This is a genomic window from Neorhizobium sp. P1_A6 (assembly GCF_056406795.1).
On record NZ_JBFTZM010000013.1, the window covers coordinates 1 to 24080 of the forward strand.

The 24080-nt window shown below is 59.4% G+C and carries 25 protein-coding genes; 11 read left to right on the forward strand and 14 right to left on the reverse strand.

Features of this window, described 5'->3' with window-relative positions; genetic code table 11:
• Nucleotides 1-92: 92 nt before the first annotated feature.
• From AC1D3C_RS22975 to AC1D3C_RS22990, 4 genes are all read right to left on the reverse strand, one after another.
• The gene (locus AC1D3C_RS22975) at nucleotides 93-854 is read right to left on the reverse strand and encodes a M48 family metallopeptidase (protein WP_477484483.1); all 762 of its coding nucleotides are present in this window, start codon (nucleotides 852-854) and stop codon (nucleotides 93-95) included.
• A 91-nt stretch (nucleotides 855-945) separates the two neighbouring features.
• Nucleotides 946-1368, reverse strand: coding sequence for a DUF2852 domain-containing protein (locus tag AC1D3C_RS22980; RefSeq protein WP_038547389.1), 423 nt, complete (start codon nucleotides 1366-1368; stop codon nucleotides 946-948).
• Nucleotides 1369-1515: 147 nt separating this feature from the next.
• The gene (locus AC1D3C_RS22985) at nucleotides 1516-2799 is read right to left on the reverse strand and encodes a polyhydroxyalkanoate depolymerase (RefSeq protein ID WP_247135357.1); all 1284 of its coding nucleotides are present in this window, start codon (nucleotides 2797-2799) and stop codon (nucleotides 1516-1518) included.
• A 261-nt stretch (nucleotides 2800-3060) separates the two neighbouring features.
• Nucleotides 3061-3903 carry a fumarylacetoacetate hydrolase family protein gene (locus AC1D3C_RS22990; protein WP_477484484.1) on the reverse strand — a complete coding sequence of 281 codons (843 nt, stop codon included), beginning with the start codon at nucleotides 3901-3903 and terminating at the stop codon, nucleotides 3061-3063.
• Between the two features lie 155 nt (nucleotides 3904-4058).
• Between AC1D3C_RS22990 and AC1D3C_RS22995 the strand changes: the two genes are divergently transcribed.
• The gene (locus AC1D3C_RS22995) at nucleotides 4059-4658 is read left to right on the forward strand and encodes a nitroreductase family protein (RefSeq protein ID WP_247135323.1); all 600 of its coding nucleotides are present in this window, start codon (nucleotides 4059-4061) and stop codon (nucleotides 4656-4658) included.
• A gap of 139 nt (nucleotides 4659-4797) precedes the next feature.
• Here the strand turns inward: AC1D3C_RS22995 and gyrB are convergent, their stop codons facing one another.
• The 5 genes from gyrB to AC1D3C_RS23020 all read right to left on the reverse strand — a co-directional run bounded on the left by gyrB (nucleotide 4798) and on the right by AC1D3C_RS23020 (nucleotide 10126).
• Complete coding sequence (gyrB, locus tag AC1D3C_RS23000) at nucleotides 4798-7233, reverse strand: DNA topoisomerase (ATP-hydrolyzing) subunit B (RefSeq protein WP_247033264.1); 2436 nt, start codon at nucleotides 7231-7233, stop codon at nucleotides 4798-4800.
• Nucleotides 7234-7372: 139 nt separating this feature from the next.
• On the reverse strand, nucleotides 7373-7738 hold the full coding sequence (locus AC1D3C_RS23005; RefSeq protein ID WP_477484485.1) for a helix-turn-helix domain-containing protein: 366 nt from the start codon (nucleotides 7736-7738) through the stop codon (nucleotides 7373-7375).
• A complete protein-coding gene (locus tag AC1D3C_RS23010) occupies nucleotides 7735-8316 on the reverse strand; it encodes a Smr/MutS family protein (protein WP_477484486.1) in 582 nt (193 codons plus the stop codon). Before AC1D3C_RS23010 ends, AC1D3C_RS23005 begins: the two co-directional genes overlap by 4 nt.
• Nucleotides 8313-9431 (reverse strand): murein transglycosylase A, encoded by a 1119-nt coding sequence (gene mltA, locus AC1D3C_RS23015; protein WP_477484487.1) that lies wholly within the window; start codon nucleotides 9429-9431, stop codon nucleotides 8313-8315. Before mltA ends, AC1D3C_RS23010 begins: the two co-directional genes overlap by 4 nt.
• The gene (locus AC1D3C_RS23020; protein WP_038594330.1) at nucleotides 9428-10126 is read right to left on the reverse strand and encodes a Tim44/TimA family putative adaptor protein; all 699 of its coding nucleotides are present in this window, start codon (nucleotides 10124-10126) and stop codon (nucleotides 9428-9430) included. The genes mltA and AC1D3C_RS23020 overlap by 4 nt, the downstream gene beginning before the upstream one ends.
• A gap of 126 nt (nucleotides 10127-10252) precedes the next feature.
• Between AC1D3C_RS23020 and AC1D3C_RS23025 the strand changes: the two genes are divergently transcribed.
• Nucleotides 10253-10768 carry an FxsA family protein gene (locus AC1D3C_RS23025; protein ID WP_038547374.1) on the forward strand — a complete coding sequence of 172 codons (516 nt, stop codon included), beginning with the start codon at nucleotides 10253-10255 and terminating at the stop codon, nucleotides 10766-10768.
• Between the two features lie 85 nt (nucleotides 10769-10853).
• Complete coding sequence (secB, locus tag AC1D3C_RS23030; protein WP_038591599.1) at nucleotides 10854-11330, forward strand: protein-export chaperone SecB; 477 nt, start codon at nucleotides 10854-10856, stop codon at nucleotides 11328-11330.
• Nucleotides 11331-11381: 51 nt separating this feature from the next.
• Here secB and dnaQ read toward each other — a convergent pair whose 3' ends face one another.
• From dnaQ to AC1D3C_RS23055, 5 genes are read right to left on the reverse strand one after another with little or no spacing between them, the layout of a single operon-like run.
• Nucleotides 11382-12086 (reverse strand): DNA polymerase III subunit epsilon, encoded by a 705-nt coding sequence (gene dnaQ, locus AC1D3C_RS23035; RefSeq protein ID WP_477484488.1) that lies wholly within the window; start codon nucleotides 12084-12086, stop codon nucleotides 11382-11384.
• A complete protein-coding gene (gene coaE, locus AC1D3C_RS23040; protein ID WP_477484489.1) occupies nucleotides 12079-12690 on the reverse strand; it encodes a dephospho-CoA kinase in 612 nt (203 codons plus the stop codon). Before coaE ends, dnaQ begins: the two co-directional genes overlap by 8 nt.
• Entirely contained in the window at nucleotides 12687-13547 is an 861-nt protein-coding gene (locus tag AC1D3C_RS23045) for a shikimate dehydrogenase (protein ID WP_477484490.1), read from the reverse strand. The genes coaE and AC1D3C_RS23045 overlap by 4 nt, the downstream gene beginning before the upstream one ends.
• Nucleotides 13540-14133, reverse strand: coding sequence for a Maf-like protein (locus tag AC1D3C_RS23050; RefSeq protein ID WP_477484491.1), 594 nt, complete (start codon nucleotides 14131-14133; stop codon nucleotides 13540-13542). The genes AC1D3C_RS23045 and AC1D3C_RS23050 overlap by 8 nt, the downstream gene beginning before the upstream one ends.
• A 32-nt stretch (nucleotides 14134-14165) precedes the next feature.
• The gene (locus AC1D3C_RS23055) at nucleotides 14166-14987 is read right to left on the reverse strand and encodes a pyruvate, water dikinase regulatory protein (RefSeq protein ID WP_247033251.1); all 822 of its coding nucleotides are present in this window, start codon (nucleotides 14985-14987) and stop codon (nucleotides 14166-14168) included.
• 476 nt (nucleotides 14988-15463) lie between these two features.
• On the opposite strand from AC1D3C_RS23055, the gene hemE reads away from it, so the two are divergent.
• The 8 genes from hemE to AC1D3C_RS23095 all read left to right on the forward strand — a co-directional run bounded on the left by hemE (nucleotide 15464) and on the right by AC1D3C_RS23095 (nucleotide 24071).
• Complete coding sequence (hemE, locus tag AC1D3C_RS23060; protein WP_477484582.1) at nucleotides 15464-16426, forward strand: uroporphyrinogen decarboxylase; 963 nt, start codon at nucleotides 15464-15466, stop codon at nucleotides 16424-16426.
• A complete protein-coding gene (gene hemJ / locus AC1D3C_RS23065; RefSeq protein WP_477484492.1) occupies nucleotides 16423-16968 on the forward strand; it encodes a protoporphyrinogen oxidase HemJ in 546 nt (181 codons plus the stop codon). The genes hemE and hemJ overlap by 4 nt, the downstream gene beginning before the upstream one ends.
• Before the next feature lie 191 nt (nucleotides 16969-17159).
• Nucleotides 17160-18425, forward strand: a complete 1266-nt coding sequence (rho, locus tag AC1D3C_RS23070) for a transcription termination factor Rho (protein ID WP_477484493.1) — start codon at nucleotides 17160-17162, stop codon at nucleotides 18423-18425.
• Between the two features lie 86 nt (nucleotides 18426-18511).
• Nucleotides 18512-19816 carry a tRNA uridine-5-carboxymethylaminomethyl(34) synthesis GTPase MnmE gene (gene mnmE, locus AC1D3C_RS23075; RefSeq protein WP_477484494.1) on the forward strand — a complete coding sequence of 435 codons (1305 nt, stop codon included), beginning with the start codon at nucleotides 18512-18514 and terminating at the stop codon, nucleotides 19814-19816.
• 45 nt (nucleotides 19817-19861) lie between these two features.
• Complete coding sequence (gene mnmG, locus AC1D3C_RS23080; RefSeq protein ID WP_477484495.1) at nucleotides 19862-21742, forward strand: tRNA uridine-5-carboxymethylaminomethyl(34) synthesis enzyme MnmG; 1881 nt, start codon at nucleotides 19862-19864, stop codon at nucleotides 21740-21742.
• Entirely contained in the window at nucleotides 21742-22359 is a 618-nt protein-coding gene (gene rsmG / locus AC1D3C_RS23085) for a 16S rRNA (guanine(527)-N(7))-methyltransferase RsmG (RefSeq protein WP_477484496.1), read from the forward strand. The genes mnmG and rsmG overlap by 1 nt, the downstream gene beginning before the upstream one ends.
• 15 nt (nucleotides 22360-22374) lie before the next feature.
• Nucleotides 22375-23166 (forward strand): ParA family protein, encoded by a 792-nt coding sequence (locus AC1D3C_RS23090; protein ID WP_477484497.1) that lies wholly within the window; start codon nucleotides 22375-22377, stop codon nucleotides 23164-23166.
• A gap of 23 nt (nucleotides 23167-23189) precedes the next feature.
• Nucleotides 23190-24071, forward strand: coding sequence for a ParB/RepB/Spo0J family partition protein (locus AC1D3C_RS23095; protein ID WP_038591563.1), 882 nt, complete (start codon nucleotides 23190-23192; stop codon nucleotides 24069-24071).
• The last annotated feature ends 9 nt before the right edge of the window (nucleotides 24072-24080 follow it).

Sequence of the window (24080 nt, forward strand, 5' to 3'; positions counted from 1 at the left end):
YTCCCAGCCAATCTCCCCCCTTGAGGGGGAGATGCCCGGCAGGGCAGAGGGGGGTGCCACGCCCACCGCCGCCTTTCGCGCTTCCTTCTTCGTCACTCGAAATCAATCGCATGTAGCTGGGACCCATGCTGTTTCAGCCATTTTCGGGCCTCTTCCATGCGCGGGCAGAGCTCTCGGCACAGCGCCCAGAATTTCGGGCCGTGGTTCATCTCCTTCAGGTGCGCCACTTCATGGGCGGCGAGATAATCGATGACGAGAGGCGGGGCCATGACGATGCGCCAGGAAAAACTGAGGTTTCCGTCCCAGGAACAGGAGCCCCAACGGCTGCGGGTGTCCTTCATGGAGACCGATTTGACCGGTTTGCGGATGCCGGCGGCGTGGCGGGCGACCAGCACTTCGAGATCCTTGCGCGCTTCCTTCTTGAAGAAGGCGGAGAGCCGACGGCCCATGTGCTCCTCGAGGCCGCTGACCCGCAGCACCGGTTCGCCATCGACCAGGACTGCTTCGGTGAGGCCGCGCAGCGTGCCGGTATGTTCGATCCGATGGGGCATGCCGCGAAAGGCGATGCGGCCGCCTGATCGGATCGGGTTATCGGCCGAAAATTTGGCGAGCTTGGTGAGGAGCCAGCCCTGGTGACGGTCGAGGAAATCGTCGATCTCGCGCTTCAGCAGACCTGCCGGCACGGTGAGATTGAGCGCGCGGCCGCCGGGTTCGATCCTGAGCGTGATGCGGGTGGCGCGGCGGTTTTCCCTGATCGTCAGCGGCATCGCCCGATCACCGACATCAAGGGTCCGCTTCACCGTTTCGAGCGGTTTCGGCTTGGAGCGGACTGGCTTTTTCAGAAGCGCGAACATGGACCCTTTCTAGCCGATTCCTTTCCATAAGAAAGCCGGCGTCTAAACGACGCCGGCTCCCCATCACGTTTCACGTGAATCCCTGGGAGGATCAGAGATCGACAACCGGGTTCTGACCGGAGGAACGGTTCTGCCGCTCGCGCATGAAGCGGTCGAATTCTTCCTGGTCCTTGGCGCGGCGAAGCTCGCGGACATAGTTGTCGAATTCTTCGCGCATCTCATCCAGCTTGCGGCGCTCTTCCTCGATCCGGTCGATCTCGGTCTTGCGCCAGTCGTCGAAGGCGACGTTGCCAGTGGTGAAATGCGTGTTGTAGCGGGACTTCGCCCGACGGCAGCCGGCGAACATCCGGTCGGCGCGGTGGTTGGCATCACGCTTGAAGCCGCGGAGCCTCTCCCCGAACAGAATATAGGCGAGCATGGCAAGGCCGAGCGGCCAGAAAACGACGAAACCGAGCACCATGAGCGCGATGGTAGCCGGCGTCCACTCCGGACGAATCAATGCTGACTGGTTCATTGGTCACACCCTGATGTTTCAGCGGGTGGCCACATGCCAGCCCGACTGAATTCGATTTGGTGAGCCCATGATCCGCCTTCAAGAAGACGGATCATTAAATTCAAGAAGATGCTGAAATATAAACCAGAATTCGAAGACGCGACCGGACTAGCCGGCCTTGCCGCCCTTGATGACCCGCTTGACCGGAGTCTTCTTGACCACAGACCTGGCATGTTTCTGGGTGAAGGCAACGATGCGAGGCGCGATCTCGCGGCGGAAACGCGAGCCGTTGAACACGCCGTAATGGCCGACATCCGGCTGCATGTAATGCAGGCGCATGTCATCGGGGATATTGGGGCAGATGGTCTGCGCCGCATTGGTCTGGCCGAGACCGGAGATATCGTCGTTCTCGCCCTCGACGGTCAGAAGCGCCACCTGACGGATGAGCTTGGTATCGACCGGTACATTCCGGTGCATCATCTCGCCCTTCGGCAGTGAATGCTTGATGAAGACCGTGTCGACCGTCTGGAGGTAGAACTCCTCGGTGAGGTCCATGACCGCCAGATATTCGTCGTAGAACTCGCGATGCTTCTCGGCAGACTCGCCGTCGTTCTTGACGAGGTGCTGGAAAAATTCCTTGTGGGCGCTGACATGGCGGTCAAGGTTCATCGACATGAAGCCGGACAATTGCAGGAAGCCCGGATAGACGCGGCGCATGAAACCCGTATGCGGCCACGGCACGTTCATGATGACGTTATCGCGGAACCATTCGATCGGATGTTCTTCCGCAAGCTTGTTGACGGCGGTCGGGTTGATGCGGGTGTCGATCGGACCGCCCATCAGGATCATCGAAGCCGGAACCATCTGGTCGCGCTGCGATTCCATCACCGCCACGGCAGCCAGCACCGGGACGGAAGGCTGGCAGACCCCGATGACATGGGCGCCGGGGCCGATCGCATGCAGCATCTCGATGATGTAGTCGATATAGTCGTCGAGATCGAAGCGGCCGTCGGTGATCGGCACCATGCGGGCGTCGATCCAGTCCGTAATGTAGACGTCGGCGCTCGGCAACAGCGCTTCCACGGTGCCGCGCAGCAGCGTCGCATAGTGGCCGGACATCGGCGCGACGATCAGGATCTTCTGGTCCGGGGCACGGCCGGTGGGCAGATCGCGGCGGAAATGCAGGAGATTGCAGAAAGGCTTGGTCCAGACGATCTCTTCCGTTACCGCGACGGTCTCACCATCGACAGTCGTGAAGGGGAGATCGAAGGCCGGCTTGCCGTAACGGCGCGTGACGCGCTCGAAGACTTCAAGGCTGGCGGACAGCGTGCGGCCCATCGTGGTGTGGGAAAACGGATTGAGCGGATTGGAATAGAAGAAGTGCATGGCATCCGCGGCGGCGCGGACGGGAGCCATTGCGGCGTGGTTCATCTCGTAGAACTGATAGAACATCGACGTGCTACCTTTCGTGATTTCCGACAGCGCATTCGACAGGGACATCGAACCGATCGGTTCAGGAGCAGTGTGAGGATAGGCAAGCACTTTTCTATTGCGATGCAACATTATGGGGAATACCGGCTGAATTGGCCAAGAGGAAGGCGGGGCGGCAGATCATTCTGCTGTCTTGAGAATGACATGTAAGCCTTAAAGTTCCACCTTCCAAGCCTGGTTAAAGACTCATGCCCCGCCGGTGGGCATGAGTCCTCCTTCTATTTAGACGTCAGCGACGAAGGTCTGGCGCTGGGTGCCGAGGCCGTCGATGCCGAGTTCGACGACTTCGCCGGGTTTCAGGAAACGCTGCGGCTTCATGCCGAGGCCGACGCCCGGAGGCGTGCCGGTGGAGATGATGTCGCCCGGATGCAGCGACATGAACTGGCTGAGGTAGGAGACAAGATAACGGACGCCGTAGACCATCGTCTTCGTGGAGCCGTTCTGCATCTTCTCGCCATTGACCGTGAGCCACATGCCGAGGTTCTGCGGATCGGCGATTTCGTCCTTGGTGACGAGCCAGGGGCCAATCGGGCCGAAGGTGTCGCAGGACTTGCCCTTGGTCCACTGGCCCGAGCGCTCGCTCTGGAAGGCGCGTTCGGAAACGTCGTTGGTCAGGCAGTAGCCGGCGACATAATCCATCGCATCAGCTTCCGGGACATATTTCGCGGTCTTGCCGATGACCACCCCGAGCTCGACTTCCCAGTCTGTCTTCTGGGAACCACGCGGGATGACCACGTCGTCGTTCGGGCCGACGATGGCGGAGGTCGCCTTCATGAAGATGATCGGCTCCGGCGGTACGGTCGCGCCGGTTTCGGCGGCGTGGTCGGAATAGTTGAGGCCGATGCAGATGAACTTCCCGGTGCCGGCGACGCAGGCGCCGATGCGGGTCGGTTGCAGTTCGGGCAGGCTTTCCGGATCGAGAGCGGCGATCCTGGCAAGGCCTTCCGGGGAAATCGCAGGTCCGGCAATGTCGGCTACATGGCCGGACAGATCGCGGATCTTGCCCTTGTTGTCAAAAAGTGCCGGCTTTTCATGGCCCGGCTCACCAATGCGCATCAGTTTCAAAACATGGTCCTCCATTTAATCGAGGAGGTTTATGAAACATGCGCCCCGGCTTGTCACCCCCGTTTTCAGCCAACCAGAAGTCTGTTGCCAACCAGGTCACCGGGCCTATTGTTAATGTTAAACCTCCTCACGACCTGCAATTTCGGAGAATGCCCATGACCAGCAGCAACACTCGCGACTCGGAGTTTCCGATCGATACATTTTTCCTCGACCGCTGGTCGCCGCGGGCGTTTACCGAGGAGACGATCGATCAGGCGACCATGCTGACGATCCTCGATGCCGCTCACTGGGCGCCCTCCTCCGGCAACAACCAGCCTTGGCGTTTCATCTATGCACTGCGTGGGACGCCTTTTTTTCCGGTGCTTGTCGATATTCTTTCGCCGGGTAACCAGCGCTGGGCGCGGAACGCGGCAGCGCTGATGATCGTCGTCTCGAAGACCTATCGCGTGGCAAGCAATGGCGAGCACCGGCTCGCTTACACCCATTCCTACGATACGGGGGCTGCCTGGTTCTCGGTGATCTGCCAGGCGATGAAACTCGGTTATCACGCGCACGGCATGGAGGGTTTCGACAAGGAAAGGGCCGTCGAAGTGCTTGGCATTCCGGAAGGTTACCGGGCCGAGGCAGCGGCGGCGATCGGCCGGATTGCGGACCGGAGCACGCTTCCCGACGATCTTGCCGAACGAGAGTTTCCAAACAAGCGGAAGCCGGTTTCGGAGATCGCCTTTGAAGGAAAGTTTACCGGAGAGCCCTGAGCGCCAGCGACGTCTCAAATTGTTTCACGTGAATCCCTATCCACAGAAAAGATTCACGTGAAACATTTTTCGAGCTGGACAAACGAAAAGCGGCGGCCCTACCCAGGCCGCCGCTTTCTTGTTTTATGAAGCCTAAACCTCAGATGTCGAGGTTGGCGACGCTCAGCGCGTTATCCTGGATGAACTCGCGGCGCGGTTCAACTTCGTCGCCCATCAGGCGTGAGAAGAGACCATCGGCATCGGTCGCATCGTTCACTCTCACCTGCAGTAGCGAGCGGACGTTCGGATCGAGCGTCGTTTCCCAGAGCTGCTCGGCATTCATCTCGCCGAGGCCCTTGTAACGCTGCATGGAGAGGCCCTTGCGGCCGGTTGCGAAGATCGATTCCAGGAGGGCGCGGGGGCCGGACATTTCCTGCTGGCCGTCCTTGCGCGTGAGGACCGGCGGGGTGCGGTAGATTTCCTGCAGGCGCGGGGTCATCTGGTCGATATGGCGGGCATCGGCCGAGCCGATCAGCGCCACGTCAACGGCCGCGACTTCCTTGACGCCGCGCACCATCCGCTCGAAACGCAGGCCGCCCTCGTCGGTCACATGGCCTGACCAGCCGCGTTCGGTCTCCTCGGCGATCATATCGAGGCGACGAGCGACTTCGTCGGCGGTCTGCTGGGCCCGTTCGTGATTGTCGGTCAGCTCCGGATTGAGCGCACCGGCGATCGCAGCCTGTTCGATGATCGAGCGGCTATAGCGGGAATGCAAGCCCTCGACCAGGCTGCGCAGGCGCAGTGCATCCTGGATGACTTCGCGCATATCCTGGCCGGCACGCACTTCACCCGAACCGAGCGTCAGGGTCGCTTCCTCAAGGCCCATGGTGATCAGGTATTCTTCCAGCGCGCCTTCGTTCTTCAGGTACTGGATCGACTTGCCGCGGCTGACCTTATAGAGCGGCGGCTGGGCGATATAGATATGGCCGCGTTCGATCAGATCCGGCATCTGGCGGAAGAAGAAGGTCAGAAGCAGGGTGCGGATATGGGCGCCGTCAACGTCGGCGTCCGTCATGATGATGATCTTGTGGTAACGCAGCTTGTCGGCGTTGAACTCGTCCTTGCCGATCGACGTGCCGAGCGCGGTGATCAGCGTGCCGATTTCCTGGCTTCCGAGCATCTTGTCGAAACGAGCACGCTCGACGTTGAGGATCTTGCCGCGGAGCGGGAGGATCGCCTGGTTCTCTCGCGAACGACCCTGCTTGGCGGAACCGCCGGCGGAATCGCCCTCGACGAGGAAAAGTTCGGACTTGGCCGGATCGCGCTCGGAGCAGTCGGCAAGCTTGCCGGGCAGCGAGGCGATGTCGAGCACGCCCTTGCGGCGGGTCAATTCGCGGGCCTTGCGGGCGGCTTCGCGGGCGACGGCAGCTTCGACCACCTTGCCGACGAGGATCTTCGCTTCGGTCGGATGTTCTTCAAACCAGGTGCTCAGCGCTTCGTTCATCAGGCTTTCGACCACCGGCCGAACTTCCGACGACACGAGCTTGTCCTTGGTCTGCGACGAGAACTTGGGGTCGGGCACCTTGACGGAGAGCACGGCGGTCAGGCCCTCGCGGCAGTCTTCTCCCTGCAGCGTTACCTTTTCCTTTTTGGTGATACCGGAACTATCCGCATAGGACGTCACCTGGCGCGTCAGCGCGCCCCGGAAGCCGGCCATATGGGTGCCGCCATCGCGCTGGGGAATGTTGTTGGTGAAGCAGAGCATGTTTTCGTGGTAGCTGTCGTTCCACCACATGGCTACTTCGACCGTCATGCCGTCCTTCTCGCCCTTGATGGCGACGGGCTTGTCGACCAGCGGCTTCTTGGAGCGATCGAGATAACGGACGAAGGCTTCGAGACCGCCGTCATACAGCATCTCTTCCTCCTTGATGTCCGGCTTGCGCTTGTCCGTTAGCCGGATTCTAACGCCGGAATTCAGGAAGGCCAGTTCGCGCAGGCGATGCTCGAGCGTGCCATAGTCGTATTCGGTCATCGTGAAGGTGTCGGAGCTGGCGAGGAAGGTGACCTCGGTTCCGGAACGGCCTTCGTATTCGCCGATGACTTTGAGCGGTCCGTCGGCGACACCATGAGTGAAGGAAATCTCGTGGAGTTTGCCGTTGCGGCGAATGCGCAGTTTCAGCCAGACGGACAATGCGTTGACGACCGAGACACCGACGCCGTGCAGACCGCCGGACACCTTGTAGGAGTTCTGGTCGAACTTACCGCCCGCATGGAGCTGGGTCATGATCACTTCGGCAGCGGAGACGCCTTCGCCGGTGTGAATGTCGGTCGGGATGCCGCGTCCGTTGTCCGTGACGGTGATCGAACCGTCGGCATTAAGGGTCACGGTAACCAGGTCGGCATGACCGGCAAGCGCTTCGTCGATCGCGTTGTCGACGACTTCGTAGACCATGTGGTGCAGGCCGGAGCCGTCGTCAGTATCGCCGATATACATGCCGGGGCGCTTGCGCACTGCATCAAGGCCCTTCAGAACCTTGATCGAGTCGGCACCGTATTCGGCACTCGCGCCATTATCGCTGACGGGTGTATCGGTCATCAATTATCTTCCAATTCGTTTGAGATGCCGGTGAAGCGAATCACCGGCTATTCCACCCTCAGAATATAGGGAAATCGGGGCGGTTTCTAAAGGTTGAGCCTCGCCAATACGGCATGAAAGCCGTGGATGCGTAGCGAATTCAGCCTCGCATCTCGGCTTTTTTGAGGAGCGTGTCCATTTCCTCTATCACGTCGGGCGGTAAAGAGCGAATCCGCTGCGCCAGACGGTTGGCAAAGCCGGTGTATGATGGCGGCAGACCCGCGGTATCGAGCACGACTTTCGGATGGGACGCTTCGGCCAGCCGGAAAAGTTCTTCCGCCTCGTCCCAGATGACGTTGAAATATCCGGCGATCCGCTGCAGCAGTTCGAACGTCGGACGGCCGCGCTTTCCATGCTCCAGGGCGGAGAGATAGGCAGGCGTGACGCCGATCGCCTCGGCAAGCCCGCGCTGGGTGATGCCCTTGCGGCGGCGCAGCTCTCTCAATGCATGACCGAAGGGCGTCATTCCCGATCTCCGCGGCTGCGGGAAAGCCGCACATACATGGCGCCCTCTCCGCCGTGATGGCGCGCAGCCCATTCATAAGAGGAGATCAGGAAGCGGAATTCGGCTTTCGAAAACCACAGGGGCACGGCGCGTCGCAGCGCGCCTTCGCTACCCATCGAACTGCCCTTGCCGGTGATCACCAGGACATGGCGGAGCCCGCGTTCATGGGCCCGCAGCAAAAAGTCGAGAAGCAGGTCGTGGGCCTCGCCCTGAAATAGTCCGTGCAGATCGAGCCGGGCGTCGATCGGCAGCCGGCCCTTGGCGAGCTTTTTCTTGACAGGCTTTTCGAGCGGCTGATGAGAGCCTACGGGTCGCCTGGAGGGGACGGCAACCGGAAGTTCGACCGCATAACTTTCCTGCCGCGGCGCGGGTTTCGGCTTTTTCGCTTCGACAGCAGCTTCTTCCGCGGCGATCTGTGCGGCCTCCGCTTCCTCGAATTGCAGAATCTCCTTCATGCGGCCGGGCAAGGCGCGGGCCGACTTCGCGACCCTTCCCCACAATATCCGCTCTTCCGGATCGAGTTTGCGACCGCCCTTCATCCGCGGTACCTGACAGACGCTGCCTTGGGGATGAGAATATAGAAGTCCGCATCGTTGCGCACGGTTCCGGCAAGCTCGCCCGCCTCGAAGCCGGAACCGGTAAAAATGTCGCCCCGCGCCGGTCCGACGATCGCCGAGCCAGTGTCGAGCGCCAGCATCAGCCGCGCGAAGGGTTTGCCGCCATCCATATGGGTCAGCGTCTCGGAACGGATAAAGAAGGGAAAACCGAAAGTGTGGATCTGGCGATCGACCGCCAGCGAGCGCCCCGGGATCAGCGGCACCTTGGCGGCGGCCACCGGTCCGAGCGACGGATCGGAGACGTCCGCTTCCCGGAAGAAGATGTACGAACGATTGTGCCAAAGCACTTCATCAACCTTAGCCGGATTCTCAGCCAGCCAGGTTCGGATGCTCTGCATGGAAATCTTCGCAGGATCGATCTCGCCACGGTCGATCAGCAGCCTGCCGATCGGCGAGAACGGATGACCCGCCTTGGCGGCATAGGTGATCCGCCGGATGTTGCCGTCCGGATATCTCAGCCTTGCGGCGCCCTGGACATGGATGAAGAAGACATCGACCTTGGATTTCGCATAGGCGATCTCCAGGCCGCGGCCTTCGAGGAATCCGCGATCGATCTCGCCGCGATCCGGATAAGGCTCGATTCCGTCAGGTGTCTGCCGGCCAAACATGTAGCCGGAGTCCAATCCTGCCGGACGGTTGCCGTCGTCGAGATCAATAAGATCGTCCGGGCGACAATAGAAAGGATGCGCCCAGACCTCGTCCCGCGTTTCCGAGACCTCGATTTCCGGCTCATAAAAAGCGGTAACGAAACCGCGCCGGCCGTCGCTGCGCGCGATCAGGAAGGGTGTGCAATGGGTTTCGAAAAAGGCCCTGGCGGAAACGGCATCGCCCGGGAGGTCCCGGGCGGCTTCGATGAGGGTGCCGAGTTCTTCGGCGGTCAGGCCGAGGGAACCGGTACGGTATGGCTTGACCTTGCGGATATGCTCGAGCGACGCGCGCATGCCGGCAAACAGTGCCGTCGGATCGTCATCGCCCCACCCCGCAAGATCGGAGAAGGATACCGGCCGTAGAGTATAATCCGCAGAGCTCAAGGTCATTGTTCGGATTCGGTAGCGACCAATCTCCAGTTCGGATCGCGGGAGTGGATGTCGCGGGCGAAGGTCCAGATGTCGGTGACTTCGGCCACGGTTTCCTGGTCGCCGTCGATCAGTGCGCCGGCCTTGTCATAGGTGGCGGAAATCAGCTGACTGACGATGCGGACGGTGATCTGTTCCTCGGCATCCTTGACCGCGGCATGGGTGATATCCGCCTTGTCAATGCCGACGAATGTGGACTTCACCACTTCGCCGCGGGATTCCCGGTCGGTGATCGCCGTATCGAAACCGTCGAACACCTCTTTGGAGAGAAGGCCCTTCAGCGTCTTCCGGTCGCCGTCGGCAAAAGCCATAACGATCATTTCGTACGCCATGCGGGCGCCGTTGAGAAACTCGCGGGGACGGAAAGCGGGATCGGACTTGACCAATTCGCGCAGCGCGGCGTTAAGCGGCGTAGCCGGCTTGGCGAGAGCGTCGACATCCGCATAACGCTGCTCGTCCTCAGTGGCGTCCCGGCGCGGCAGGGTCACGACCTTGCTGTCGTCGCCGCCCGGGTTTTTTGCGACGTCGCGGGGGCTGTAAGGATCGAACGGCGGCTTCTCACTTCCCGTCCGGCGTCCGAGCACACTGCGCAGTTGCAGGAAGATCAGAACCGCTGCGACGAGGAAAAAGAGTGTTATAAAGTCGTTAGAGCCCATCTTAACCCGCATTTGGCGTTTAAAAGTTCGGTGCAGTTTCTCATATAGTCTGCATACGCCTATCATTCAAATGGCGAAGACGTTAGCGCTTTGCGCACTTCTGGATATCACGACACAGGGAATACCATGCGCTTCTTTCTCGTGCCGCTTCTTCTTATCGGCTGGCCGCTCGCCGAAATCGCGGGCTTCGTGCTGGTCGGCAAAGCACTCGGCCTCTGGGCGACGCTCGGCCTGGTGATCGGTACGGCGGTGCTCGGAGCCATCCTGCTGCGCAACCAGGGCACCCAGATCCTGAGACAGATTTCCACCGAGAGCCGCGACGGCCGCGCACCCGGCCGCGCACTGATCGACGGGGCGATGATCGTCGTCGCCGGCATCATGCTGCTGCTGCCCGGTTTCATCACCGACATCATCGGGCTTGCGCTGTTCATTCCCTTCGTGCGCAGCCTGATCTGGTCTGTGATCGGCCGGCGTATCGTCGTCGTCCGTTCGCCTCGCAGCAAGAGCTATCGCTACGAAAGTCCGAGGCCTTCGCCGGAGGCCAACAAAACCGGGCCGGTGGTCGATCTCGACGAGCAGGACTACCATCGCGATCCCGATCCCTCCTCGCCCTGGGCCGGACCTAAAAGCAAGGAACCTTGAGCGGTTCAGCCCGTTGGCCAGGGTTGTAAGCCCACAAGCGAAATGTTAGAGGGCCTCAACGCTCCAAAGCCTCGAGGAAATCCCAATGGCAGATGATAACAACCAGGCCGAAACGCCGTCCCTCAACATCCTGGCGCAATACACCAAGGATCTCTCCTTCGAGAACCCGGGCGCTCCTCGCTCGCTGCAGGCGCGCGACAAAGCGCCGGCGATCAACATCAATGTCAACGTCAATGCCAATCCGCTTTCCGACGCCGATTTCGATGTTATCCTGACGCTGAACGCCGAAGCCAAGGAAGGCGACAAGATCGTCTTCGCGGCCGAGCTGGTCTACGGCGGCGTTTTCCGCATCACGGGTTTCCCCCAGGAGCACATGCTGCCGCTCCTCTTCATCGAGTGCCCGCGCCTCCTGTTCCCGTTCGCCCGCCAGATCATCGCCGACGTGACGCGCAACGGCGGTTTCCCGCCGCTGATGATCGACCCGATCGATTTCGCGCAGATGTTCACTCAGCGCATGGCCGAAGAACAGGCTCGCTCCAAGGTCCAGGCACTCGACAGCTGAGATCGGATTTTTCGATTTGACGAAAGAGCCCGGGTTTCGACCCGGGCTTTTTTATTGGGCCTGCTTGTACTTCAGCCAGACCGCCTTGTCCTTCAGCGACGTGACCATGGCCGCATGCGCTTCGATCTCGGCCTCCGTCAGCCGGCGGTCAAGCGGCCGCGGGCGGCCGGTCACCGCCACCACGACTTCATCGACCTCGATCACGGTCGCAGACCGTTCGTTGCCCATCAGGCCGAGCGCCGTCTGACGGCCGCCCGTCATCTCGATATAGACTTCGGCGAGCAGTTCGGAGTCGAGCAGCGCGCCGTGCTTGGTACGGTGGGCGTTGTCGATGCCGTAACGGCGGCAGAGCGCATCAAGCGAATTCGGACCCATCGGGTGTTTGCGGCGGGCCATGGCCAGAGTGTCGATGACCTGGTCGGACATCACCGGCGGCAGGCCGAGGCGACCGAATTCTGCATTCATGAAGCCCATGTCGAAGGTGGCGTTATGGGCGATCCACTTGGCGCCATCGAAGAACTCGATGATCTCCTGGACGACATCGCCGAAGCTCGGCTTGTCCTTCAGGAACTCGTCGGTAATGCCATGGACCGCAAGCGCGTCCGGATGAACCTTGCGGTCGCCCGGATTGATGTAGAGATGAAGCGTCCTGCCGGTCGGAAAATTGTTGATCAGCTCGATGCCGCCGATTTCGATCACCCGATCGACCTTCGATTCGAGGCCCGTGGTTTCCGTATCGAAGATGATCTCACGCATTTGGCTTTTTCTCGCTCGTCTTTCCGGCCTTCAGAGACGCGATGATCTCGCGAACCCGTTCTCTCGCCGCTTCCAGTCCAAGGCCCGTATCGACGAGAAAATCGGCTCTTTTGCGTTTTTCCGCGTCGGGCATCTGGCGGGAGAGAATCATCGCCAATTTTTCCTCCGTCATGGCCGGGCGCGCAAGCACCCTGTCACGCTGTATCTGTGGATCGCAGGTAACGACGACGATGACATCGACGCGATCCTCGCCCTTCACCTCGAAAAGAAGCGGGATATCGAGGAGTACAAGATCGGTGCCGGCCTCTTTGTGGTGGGTCAGGAAATCGACCTCGCGCCGGCGGACCAGCGGATGGACAATCGCTTCGAGGACGGGGAATTTCTCGGGCGACGCCGAAAGCTGGCGGGAAAGTTCCTGGCGGTCGATGACGCCATCCTTGACCGTGCCGGGAAACGCGTCACCGACAGGAGCCACTGCGTCGGTGCGGTAGAGATCGTGGACGACGGCATCGGCGTCATTCACCGGGACGCCCTCTTCCGCGAACATTTTCGCGGTTGTGGATTTTCCCATTCCGATGGAGCCGGTGAGGCCGATCACGATCATCCGTGTTTTTCCATATCGCCGATGACGAGATCCCGGAGTGCCTTGTCGACCACCGGGCGACGGCCGAACCATTTTTCGAAACCCGGTACGGCCTGGTGAAGCAGCATGCCGAGCCCGTCGACGATCGCGAAACCCTGTTCTTCGGCCTGAGTAAGCAGCGGCGTTTTCAACGGGACGTAGACGATATCGGTGACGACCGCGCCGGACGCCAGCGGTGAGAAGTCAATCTTCAGCGCTTCGCTGCCGTCCATGCCGAGCGAGGTCGTGTTCACAAAAAGGCCTGCGCCGGACATGACCTCGTCAAGCGCTTCGACAGGATGGGCGTGAACTTTCGAACCAAAGCGATCGGCCAGTTCCTCGGCGCGTGAAACCGTGCGATTGACCACATGGATCTCACCGAGGCCGCGATCCCGTATCGCTTGGATGACAGCGCGGCTTGCGCCGCCGGCGCCCAAAATCACGGCGCGGCCGATCTTGTCCCAGCCCGAATGGCGGTCGTCGAGATTGGCGGTGAACCCGTGGCCGTCGGTATTGGTGGCATGCAGCAGTCCGTCTTCCATCCAGAGCGTGTTCGATGCCCCGAGTTCTTCGGCAAGATCATCCGGCCGGTCAGCCAGCTTAAAGGCAAGTTCCTTATGGGGAATGGTGACATTGCCGCCGCGAAAACCGGAACTCCCGTCTTTCAGCGATTGGATGAAGGCGGGAAAATCCGCTTCTGTGACAGCCTCGGCCGTGTAGGACCCGGCAATGCCGAACTGTCTCAGCCAGTGACCGTGGATCAGCGGCGAGCGAGAATGTTTCACCGGCCAGCCGGTTACGAAAGCATTAACCAAAAATGTTTCACGTGAATCAGCCATCGATCGCTCCCAATTCGCGCAGCTTCTCGAGGAGCGGCAGCATGGGCAGGCCGAGGATGGTGAAATAATCGCCCTCGATCCTTGAAAACAACTGGATACCCTCCCCTTCGAGCTGATAGGCCCCGACGCTCCCGTAGACCTTTTCGCCGACACGCGACAGATAGCGATCGACGAAGGTTTCGTTCAGCGCGCGGACGGTCAGGTCCGCATGCGCGACATGCTCCCAGACGATCTCGTGATCACGCGTAAAAGCGATTGCACTGTTCAGCCTGTGGGTCTTGCCTGAAAGGGAAAGCAGATTCTCTTTCGCTTCGGCAAGGGTCTTCGGTTTGTGATAAACCCGGCTTCCGAGCGACATGGTCTGATCCGAGCCTATCACAAGTGCGCCAGGGAAATGGCGGCTCACATCCACCGCCTTTGCCTTAGCAAGCGTCAGCGCCACCTGGTCCGGACTTGCGCCTTCCAATCCGGCCTCGATCTTCCGCTCATCAATATCGGCCGCACGGCTTTCAAACGTCAGGCCGGCATTTTCCATCAGCGTCCGGCGGAAGGGGCTGGAGGAGGCAAGTACGAGGGGCGCTGTCACGAAAATCTCCCAAAGGCTGCGAGCGGATTCGCTTAACGCAGCTTCGGGCGCAGCGCAACGATTGCGGCTGCCGTCTCCTCGATCGACCGGCGCGTCACATCGATGACCGGCCAGTTCTGGCGGGCGCAGAGCGCGCGGGCATATTTCAGTTCTTCATTGATCGTCGCGCGGTCCGTATAATGGCGCCGGTCGAAACCCTGGGTGACACCGAGCTCGCGGTTTTCACGCACTTGGCTGATCCGGTCGGTGGTCGCAATGAGACCGACGATCAATGGATGGGTCGCGCGGTATAGGCTATCAGGCAGTTCCACACCCGGCACGATCGGAATGTTGGCGGTCTTGATGCCGCGATTGGCGAGATAGATGCTGGTCGGCGTTTTCGAAGTGCGGCTGATGCCGATCAGCACGACATCCGCCTCGTCATAATCCTCCGGCATCTGGCCATCGTCGTGATCCATGGTGAAATTGAGCGCTTCGATGCGCTTGAAATAATCAGCGTTGAGCGCGTGCTGGGCGCCGACACGGCGACGGGACGGCGCCCCAAGATAAGCCTGAAAGGTCGCCATGACCGGTTCGAGAACATTGACGCAGGGTAGGCCCATTTCCCGACATCGCTGATCGATGAGTTCGGCCAGCTCCTGATCGACGATGGTATAAAGGACGATGCCCGGCTCGCGATCGAGCGCTTCGAGCACGGCCAGCAACTGCTTGCGGTTGCGGATCAGCGGATAAACATGCTCCACCGCTAGCGACGACTGGAATTGCGCCGAGGCCGCCCTGCCGGCGGAGATGAGAGTCTCGCCCGTCGAGTCAGATATGAGATGCAGATGGAAGAAGTTTTTTCTGTTCTCCACGCTAAACTTAACCCTTTGTTGATAACTCGGGAGAGACCATCGGGTTCTCCCAGGCCGGAACCAGGCCTCGGGAAAACCGCCTGGTTTTCCACATTCGCAGTTCCTGCGGATGCGGATCAGGCCTGCTTGTGCGTTCTGGGGATAGGCTCTTCGTCGCTCTTTTTCCTCCCCAGCTTATCCACAGATAGCGCCGAATTCCATTTCCCGCCATCCTCCTGAAATAACTTGCGAAATTCAAGCTATCCCAAGATCCGTCAACCGGAGGTGATTTTCTGTCCCGCGAGTGGCTGCAAAGCGGCGGATCGTCGCGTCGGCTGTGATTTGACTTTAATCCTTGCTACTCACCGACTCTAAGAAATAGAAATCTAGAAAGATTCATTTCTTATATTTTTAGGGAGAACCCATTGACCGGCGCATACCGGAAGATCATCCAAGTGCTGGAAGGCAAGACGGTCAGTCCGCCACCAATCTGGCTCATGAGACAGGCGGGACGTTATCTGCCGGAATATCGGGAGACGCGGGCGGCGGCCGGAAGTTTTCTCGATCTCTGTTACACGCCGGATCTGGCTGTCGAGGTGACCTTGCAGCCGATCCGGCGCTACGGTTTCGATGCGGCGATCCTGTTTTCCGATATCCTGGTCATCCCCGATGCGCTGCACCGGAACGTGCGGTTCGTGCAGGGCGAAGGTCCGCAAATGGATCCGATCGATGTCGCTGGTATCCAGGCGTTGAAGGGCGAAGGCGTTCTTGCCCATCTCGCTCCGGTCATGGAAACGGTTCGCCGGCTGAGACAGGAACTGCCACAGGAAACCACGCTGCTCGGTTTCTGTGGTGCGCCCTGGACGGTTGCGACATACATGATCGCCGGCCACGGGACGCCGGATCAGGCCCCTGCCCGGCTGTTCGCCTATCGGCATCCTGAAGCCTTCGAGAGGCTGCTGTCGCTGCTTGCGGAAATTTCCGCCGAATATCTGATCGCGCAGATCGATGCTGGCGCCGACGCCGTGCAAATCTTCGATTCCTGGGCCGGTGTTCTGGGCGAGAAGGAATTCGACGCCTATGCCGTGAAGCCTGTGGCCCGGATGATCGAGATCGTCCGCAGCGCGCGACCACAGGCGAAGATCATCGCCTTCGCCAAGGGTGCGGGCCTGAACCTGAAATCCTATCGGCAGAAGACCAAAGCCGATGCGATCGGCCTCGACTGGTCGGTGCCGCTGTCGTTTGCGGCCGAGTTGCAGAAGGATGGCCCGGTGCAGGGCAATCTGGATCCGATGCGGGTTGTCGCCGGCGGCAGGTCGCTGGAGGAGGGTATCGACGCCATTCTCGCTAAGCTTGGGCATGGGCCGCTGATCTTCAATCTCGGCCACGGCATCACCCCGGAGGCTAATCCGGATCACGTGCGCCAGCTGATCGAACGTGTGCGGGGAGCGAGCGCGTGAGTGGAGAGGAGCTGCAGACGGGCACGCCGGCGGGGAGGAGATCGGCACTGCGCGCCTTCGTCGCGCTTGCCGTCTTCATCGCTATCCTGGTTGCTGTCTATCTCGCTCAACCGAATGATTTTATTCTCTACATCAAGGCTTTCCATGTGATCGCGGTGATGTCCTGGATGGCGGGCCTCCTCTACCTGCCGCGGCTGTTCATCTATCACAGCGATGCGGAACCCGGCTCGGCGCAGTCCGAAACCTTTAAGATGATGGAACAGCGGCTCCTGAAGATCATCATGAACCCGGCGATGATGATCACTTGGGTTCTCGGTCTTTTTCTCGCTTGGGACGTCTACGAGTTTCGTGGCGGCTGGCTGCATGCGAAGATCGGGCTTGTCGTGCTGCTCACAATGGTGCATGTGCTGTTCAGCCGCGCGGTGCGCAACTTCGCGGTCGATGGTCCGCGAAAAACGCCGCGTTACTGGCGGATGATGAATGAACTCCCGACCGTTCTGATGATCGGGATCGTCATTCTGGTGATCGTGAAACCGTTCTGACGCGAGGATATTCTTTCTTTGGCAAGATTTCCGTCTTGCCCCTTGCGGCGTTCCACGTGAATCGCTATTTTCCTCCCCATCTCATCTCGTGGCATGCGTGTAATTTCCTGTCGTCCCCGGATCATCTTCCGCGGTAGCGAATTTCACCGACACGCCTATCCCCCCGAAATTCTCAATATGGTCCCCCCTTCATGGCTGAAATGAAGCTTCAAGAACTCAAGAGCAAATCCCCCACCGATTTGCTGACCTTCGCCGAATCACTGGAGGTCGAGAACGCCAGCACCATGCGCAAGCAGGAACTGATGTTTGCGATCCTCAAGGTTCTGGCGAGCCAGGACGTCGAAATCATCGGCGAAGGCGTGGTCGAGGTCTTGCAGGACGGGTTTGGTTTCCTGCGTTCCGCGAACGCAAACTATCTGCCCGGTCCCGATGACATCTATATCTCACCCTCCCAGATCCGCCGCTTCTCGCTGAAGACCGGCGACACGGTCGAGGGCCCGATCCGCGGTCCGAAAGAAGGCGAGCGTTATTTCGCCCTTCTCAAGGTCAACACGATCAATTTCGACGACCCGGAAAAGATCCGCCACAAGGTCCACTTCGACAACCTGACGCCGCTCTATCCGAACGAGCGGTTCAAGATGGAACTGGAAGTTCCGACTTCCAAGGATCTCTCCGCCCGCGTCATCGACCTTGTGGCGCCACTCGGCAAAGGCCAGCGTGGCCTGATCGTCGCGCCGCCGCGCACCGGTAAAACCGTTCTGCTACAGAACATCGCCCACTCGATCACCGCCAATCATCCGGAATGTTATCTGATCGTCCTCTTGATCGACGAACGGCCGGAAGAAGTCACGGACATGCAGCGGTCGGTGAAGGGTGAAGTCGTCTCCTCGACCTTCGATGAACCGGCCGTACGCCACGTACAGGTCGCCGAAATGGTCATCGAGAAGGCCAAGCGCCTCGTCGAGCACGGTCGCGACGTCGTCATTCTGCTCGACTCGATCACCCGCCTCGGCCGCGCCTACAACACCGTTGTGCCCTCCTCCGGCAAGGTTCTAACGGGCGGCGTCGACGCCAATGCGCTGCAGCGTCCGAAGCGTTTCTTCGGTGCCGCTCGTAATATCGAAGAAGGCGGTTCGCTGACGATCATTGCGACGGCGCTGATCGATACCGGCAGCCGCATGGACGAAGTTATCTTCGAAGAATTCAAGGGCACCGGCAACTCGGAAATCGTGCTCGACCGCAAGGTCGCCGACAAGCGCATCTTCCCGYCGATGGACATCCTCAAGTCCGGCACACGTAAGGAAGACCTGCTGGTGCCACGCCAGGATCTCCAGAAGATCTTCGTGCTTCGCCGTATCCTTGCCCCGATGGGCACCACGGATGCGATCGAATTCCTGATCGACAAGCTGAAGCAAACGAAGACCAATGGCGATTTCTTCGACTCGATGAACACCTGATCCTTAGCCGGATTCAAATTAGATATGGAGCGCTCGGTTTTGCCGGGCGCTTTTCAGTTTAGTGCCGCCTCTGGTAAGTTGAACCCATGGCCCAGGCAGACAACGATACGATCTTCGCGCTCTCGAGCGGCACCCTGCCAGCGGGTGTCGCTGTTATCCGCTTGAGCGGTCCGCAGGCTTTCGACGCCGCGGTGTCTTTGGCTGGTGAACTGTCGGCCGATCGGAAGGCCGGACTCAGAACGATTCGAAGCCGCAACGGTCTGATGATCGACCAGGCTCTGGTTGTGGCGTTTGCTGGTCCGAATTCGTTTACCGGCGAGGATTGTGTTGAAATGCATCTGCATGGCAGCCGCGCCGTCGTTTCCGCCGTCTATCAGGAACTGGAGGCGATCGGACTTCGGCTGGCGGACGCGGGCGAGTTTTCGCGCCGCGCGTTCGAGAACGGCAAGTTGGATCTGGTCGAGGTCGAAGGCCTGGCGGATCTCATCGCCGCCGAGACCGAGATGCAACGCCGCCTGGCGGTCGAGCAGGGTTTTGGTGGGCAGTCGGCGCTTTATATGGGTTGGGCCGAGAGATTGACCCGAGCTCGCGCGCTGATCGAGGCTGAACTCGATTTTGCCGATGAGGATGACGTCCCGGGGTCGGTGTCCGACAGGGTCTGGACAGAGGTCGGTGATCTTTATTTCGAGATCGAGGGACATATCGCTTCTGCAAAGGCGGGCGAGATTATCCGAGACGGCTACAAGGTGGTTATCGCCGGGCCGCCCAATGCCGGTAAGTCCAGCCTGCTCAATGCATTGGCAAAACGGGACGTTGCAATCGTCACCGAGATTGCCGGGACAACAAGGGATCTCCTGCATGTCGATATCGATATGGAGGGCTACCTCGTTCGTTTCTTCGATACGGCCGGGCTGCGCGAAAGCGAGGATCGCGTCGAGCAGGAAGGCGTTCGCAGGGCCAGGATTGCCATCGAGCAGGCCGATCTCGTCTTGCAGCTCGAAGAGATCGATTCGGACTCGAAACAGACTTACGACAGCGTGAAGGCTGAGGTTCTGCGGATCGGCACCAAGGTCGATATGCACCGACCATCGGCTGGTTATGACCTTGCCATTTCCAGTGAAACGGGAGATGGGCTGGAGGAATTGCGTTCACGGATCCTGTTAAAGCTCAAGGAAGCTTGGTCCGGATCGCTGGTTCCCAACCGGCAGCGGCATCTTCAGTATCTCAAAGAGGCTTCCCATTTTATCGCAGAAGCGTTAAACGGCCAGGAACTTGATCTTCGAGCGGAGAGCCTTCGGGCGGCTGCGTCGTCATTGGGCCGCATCACCGGCCGGGTCGATGTGGAACAGCTCCTTGACGTAATCTTTTCGCAGTTCTGCATCGGTAAGTGATTCACGTGAAACAGGGCGCTTTGCGCGGTTTCATAAGGTGACCAAATGGAAAAGACATTCGACGTAATCGTCATCGGTGGCGGACATGCTGGCTGCGAGGCTGCGAGTGCCGCTGCGCGCTTGGGCGCACAGATCGCTCTTATAACCCATAATCGGCAGACGGTGGGTGTCATGTCCTGCAATCCCGCAATTGGCGGACTTGGCAAGGGTCACCTTGTGCGTGAAGTCGATGCGTTCGATGGGCTGATGGGACGTGTTGCGGATGCCGCGGGCATCCAGTTCCGCCTTCTCAACCGAAGGAAGGGGCCGGCGGTGCGCGGGCCGCGGACGCAAGCCGATCGCAAGCTTTACCGCCAGGCGATGCAGCGCGAGATTTTCAACCACCCCAATCTCACTGTCATTGAAGGGGACGCGTTTGACCTGGAAATCCAGGCTGACCGCGTGACGGCCGTGGAATTGAAGGATGGTCGTCGATTCGGATGCGGAACGGTTGTCCTAACGACCGGCACGTTCCTTCGGGGTTTGATCCATATCGGTGACCAGAAGGTCCCCGCAGGTCGCGTTGGGGAGGCTCCCTCCCTGGGGTTATCGGAGACCCTTTTACGGTTCGGCCTGCGGCTCGGCAGGCTGAAGACCGGTACGCCTGCCCGGCTGGACGGAAATACGATCGACTGGGCACGGGTTGGCCGGCAGGAAGCCGACGAAGATCCGGTGCCTTTCTCCTTTATGACCGACCGAATTACCACGAAGCAGATTGCCTGTGGCGTCACCCGCACGACGGAGGCGACGCATAGGATCATTTCGGACAATATCCATCGGTCTGCGATGTATTCCGGGCAGATCGAGGGTGTCGGTCCGCGTTATTGTCCGTCGATCGAGGACAAGATCGTCCGCTTTGGCGAACGCGACGGGCATCAGATCTTTTTGGAGCCGGAAGGCTTGGACGACTCGACTGTCTATCCAAACGGCATTTCGACCTCGCTTCCCGCCGAGGTTCAGGCAGCGTTCATTCACACCATTCCAGGCTTGGAGGCGGTGTCGATCATCCAGCCCGGCTACGCAATCGAATATGATCACGTGGATCCGCGGGAGTTGACCGCCGCCCTTGAAGTCAAGAAGATTCCCGGMCTCTTTCTTGCGGGCCAGATCAATGGAACGACGGGTTATGAGGAGGCTGCGGCTCAGGGCCTGGTTGCCGGGCTGAACGCCGCGCGTAAAGCTTCCGGCGACGACGCCTATCACTTCAGCCGCGCCGATTCCTACATCGGAGTCATGGTGGACGATCTGACATCCCGTGGGGTGACCGAACCTTACCGAATGTTTACGTCGCGCGCTGAATATCGCCTTTCGCTTCGAGCTGATAATGCGGATGTTCGATTGACTGAAAATGCTATCGAACTTGGTTGCGTGGGAGCAGAACGGGCATCAAGGTTTCGCGATTATACCCAGGCACTAGATGCCGGCAGGGAATTACTGCAGTCTCGCAACCTGACGCCCAATGAGGCACATCGCTTTGGTCTGAAGTTGAATAAGGACGGCCAGCGACGGACGGCGTATGAGTTATTGGCTTATCCCGACCAATCGCTGAATGCGCTTACGACAATCTGGCCGGAACTGGAGCAACTTCCGCCAAAGGTTGCCGAAGCATTGGAGATCGAGGCGTCCTACGCGGTCTATATGAACCGGCAAGCGGCCGACATCCACGCCACCCACCGGGACGAGGCACGAATTATCCCGCAAGCCTTTGATTTCTCAGCGCTTCCGGGACTTTCCAATGAACTCAAACTGAAGCTAACGGCGGCAAACCCCGGCAATCTGGCACAGGCGTCCAAGGTTGACGGAATGACGCCCGCTGCCCTTGCGCTCATTCTAGCACTCCTTCGCAAAGAAGAAGCTGCACCGCAGCGCGTCAAGCGAGTCCTGTAATGCTTCTGAACGGCAAGAGTGTTTCACGTGAAACGCAGGAGAAGCTTGAGCACTTTGCAGCGCTTTTCCAGAAGTGGGCAAAGGCCATCAATCTGGTTGCTCCCTCCACACTGGACGAATTGTGGCGGCGTCATATTGCTGACAGCGCCCAAATCTTCCAACTCTCCCCTCATCCATATAGATGGCTCGATCTTGGTTCCGGGGGTGGCTTCCCTGGCGTGATAACGGCCATCTTTCTGGCCGAGACACAACAGGGATGGGTTCATCTGGTTGAGAGCAATCAGAAAAAGGCCGCGTTTCTTCGAGTGGCGCTCAATGAAACGGGCGCCAGGGGTTCAGTCCATCCTTTGCGAATCGAATCAGCCTTTACGGCCCTTCCCGATTGCGAGCGCATCTCCGCCAGAGCCCTTGCCGAGCTCGATCCGCTTCTTTCCTACACATCGCCTTGGATGATTGGCAAAGATACAAGAGCTTTTTTCCATAAAGGCAGGGATTACGCCGCGGAAGTCGAGAAAGCCCGTGGCCGTTGGTCGTTCGATCTGGTAAAACATCGGAGTGCCGTCGAGCCGGATTCAGTTATCCTCGAGATTAGCAATTTAAGGCACAAAGAACCCTAGATTTTCAGGTGCTGAATGTTTGAAAGAAATCGGGTTATCACGATTGCCAACCAAAAAGGCGGCGTGGGCAAGACAACGACGGCAATCAACCTGGCGACGGCCCTTGCGGCAATTGGCGAACGCGTTCTGATCATCGACCTTGATCCGCAGGGCAATGCCAGCACCGGGCTGGGTATCGACCGTCGAGACCGCAAGCTCTCTTCCTATGATTTGTTGATGGGATACAACTCCATAGCGGAGACGGCGCTCGAGACGGCGGTTCCAAACCTGCACATCGTTCCCTCGACGATGGACCTGCTTGGATTCGAAATGGAAATTTCCCAGGCTTCTGATCGGGCATTCAAGCTGCGAAGCGCGTTGAGAGGCGATGACGCCCTGGTCTATTCCTATATTCTTCTGGACTGCCCCCCGTCGTTCAACCTGTTGACGATGAATGCCATGGCCGCGGCTCATTCCATCCTGGTACCGTTGCAATGCGAGTTCTTTGCACTGGAAGGGTTGAGCCAGTTGCTCGAAACGGTCGATCAGGTGCGTCGCAGCGTCAATCCGTCGCTCGATATCCAGGGAATCGTCCTCACCATGTTCGATGCCCGAAACAACCTGGCTCAACAGGTTGTCAATGATGTGCGGACGCATCTTGGCGAGAAGGTCTATCATACGCTGATTCCGCGCAATGTCCGTGTATCCGAGGCGCCTTCTTACGGTAAGCCGGCGATCCTATACGATCTGAAATGCGCGGGCAGCCAAGCTTATTTGCAACTGGCTTCCGAAGTCATCCAGCGAGAACGCAGGCGTAAAGCCGCCTGATTCAGACCAAGTGAGTGATAAGAATGAACGACGACCTATCGAAACGGCGCCTCGGGCGCGGTCTTGCAGCGCTCATAGGCGAAATGGATCAGCAGGCGCCCGCCGATAACGGTGCCCGGAGCGTTAATCCGGATCGTATGGTCCCGATTGAGCATGTATCCCGCAATCCGAAGAATCCGCGTCGGAGTTTCGATGAGGGCGAGCTGCAGGATCTGGCCAGCTCCATTCGTCAGCACGGAATCGTTCAGCCGGTCGTTGTTCGGCCGCGAGGCCCTGCACAATATGAAATCATAGCCGGCGAACGTCGTTGGCGTGCCGCCCAATTGGCGGGCTTGATCGAAATTCCTGTCATCGTCCGCGACGTGGACGATCGGACGGCACTCGAGATCGCAATCGTCGAGAACGTTCAACGTTCGGACCTCAATCCCCTGGAAGAGGCCCTTGGCTACGACCAGCTGATCGCCGAGCACGGCTATACTCAGAACGATCTGGGCGAGATCATCGGCAAGAGCCGAAGCCATGTCGCCAACAGTCTTCGCCTGCTGAAGCTGCCCGAACCGGTGCGGGATATGCTGGCAGCAGGGAGCCTTTCCGCGGGGCATGCCCGTGCGTTGATCACGACGTCGGATCCGGCTTCACTGGCGCGTACCATTATTGCCAAGGGAATGTCGGTGCGGGATGCCGAAAAGCTGGCACAGAACGATATCAAGGCTCAAGCCGAGCCGACAACCGTTTCGAAAGCGGAACAAAAAGATTCCGATACGCTGGCGCTTGAGCGGACCCTTTCGGATTCCCTCGGACTGGAAGTGAAGATCAACCACAAGAATGGTGGGGGCCAGATCAAGATCGGCTACCGGACGCTGGAGCAGCTCGAGGAGATCTGCCGTCTTCTAGAACGGAGATAATCTAGGAAA

What these genes read in the sequence shown, in the direction of transcription:
- AC1D3C_RS22975 (WP_477484483.1), bottom strand. Translation starts at nt 854, where the DNA reads ATGTTCGCGCTTCTGAAAAAGCCAGTCCGCTCCAAGCCGAAACCGCTC.
- AC1D3C_RS22980 (WP_038547389.1), bottom strand. Translation starts at nt 1,368, where the DNA reads ATGAACCAGTCAGCATTGATTCGTCCGGAGTGGACGCCGGCTACCATC.
- AC1D3C_RS22985 (WP_247135357.1), bottom strand. Translation starts at nt 2,799, where the DNA reads ATGTTCTATCAGTTCTACGAGATGAACCACGCCGCAATGGCTCCCGTC.
- AC1D3C_RS22995 (WP_247135323.1), top strand. Translation starts at nt 4,059, where the DNA reads ATGACCAGCAGCAACACTCGCGACTCGGAGTTTCCGATCGATACATTT.
- gyrB (WP_247033264.1), bottom strand. Translation starts at nt 7,233, where the DNA reads ATGACCGATACACCCGTCAGCGATAATGGCGCGAGTGCCGAATACGGT.
- AC1D3C_RS23005 (WP_477484485.1), bottom strand. Translation starts at nt 7,738, where the DNA reads ATGACGCCCTTCGGTCATGCATTGAGAGAGCTGCGCCGCCGCAAGGGC.
- AC1D3C_RS23010 (WP_477484486.1), bottom strand. Translation starts at nt 8,316, where the DNA reads ATGAAGGGCGGTCGCAAACTCGATCCGGAAGAGCGGATATTGTGGGGA.
- mltA (WP_477484487.1), bottom strand. Translation starts at nt 9,431, where the DNA reads ATGACCTTGAGCTCTGCGGATTATACTCTACGGCCGGTATCCTTCTCC.
- AC1D3C_RS23020 (WP_038594330.1), bottom strand. Translation starts at nt 10,126, where the DNA reads ATGGGCTCTAACGACTTTATAACACTCTTTTTCCTCGTCGCAGCGGTT.
- AC1D3C_RS23025 (WP_038547374.1), top strand. Translation starts at nt 10,253, where the DNA reads ATGCGCTTCTTTCTCGTGCCGCTTCTTCTTATCGGCTGGCCGCTCGCC.
- secB (WP_038591599.1), top strand. Translation starts at nt 10,854, where the DNA reads ATGGCAGATGATAACAACCAGGCCGAAACGCCGTCCCTCAACATCCTG.
- dnaQ (WP_477484488.1), bottom strand. Translation starts at nt 12,086, where the DNA reads ATGCGTGAGATCATCTTCGATACGGAAACCACGGGCCTCGAATCGAAG.
- coaE (WP_477484489.1), bottom strand. Translation starts at nt 12,690, where the DNA reads ATGATCGTGATCGGCCTCACCGGCTCCATCGGAATGGGAAAATCCACA.
- AC1D3C_RS23045 (WP_477484490.1), bottom strand. Translation starts at nt 13,547, where the DNA reads ATGGCTGATTCACGTGAAACATTTTTGGTTAATGCTTTCGTAACCGGC.
- hemE (WP_477484582.1), top strand. Translation starts at nt 15,464, where the DNA reads ATGAGACAGGCGGGACGTTATCTGCCGGAATATCGGGAGACGCGGGCG.
- mnmE (WP_477484494.1), top strand. Translation starts at nt 18,512, where the DNA reads ATGGCCCAGGCAGACAACGATACGATCTTCGCGCTCTCGAGCGGCACC.
- rsmG (WP_477484496.1), top strand. Translation starts at nt 21,742, where the DNA reads ATGCTTCTGAACGGCAAGAGTGTTTCACGTGAAACGCAGGAGAAGCTT.
- AC1D3C_RS23090 (WP_477484497.1), top strand. Translation starts at nt 22,375, where the DNA reads ATGTTTGAAAGAAATCGGGTTATCACGATTGCCAACCAAAAAGGCGGC.
- AC1D3C_RS23095 (WP_038591563.1), top strand. Translation starts at nt 23,190, where the DNA reads ATGAACGACGACCTATCGAAACGGCGCCTCGGGCGCGGTCTTGCAGCG.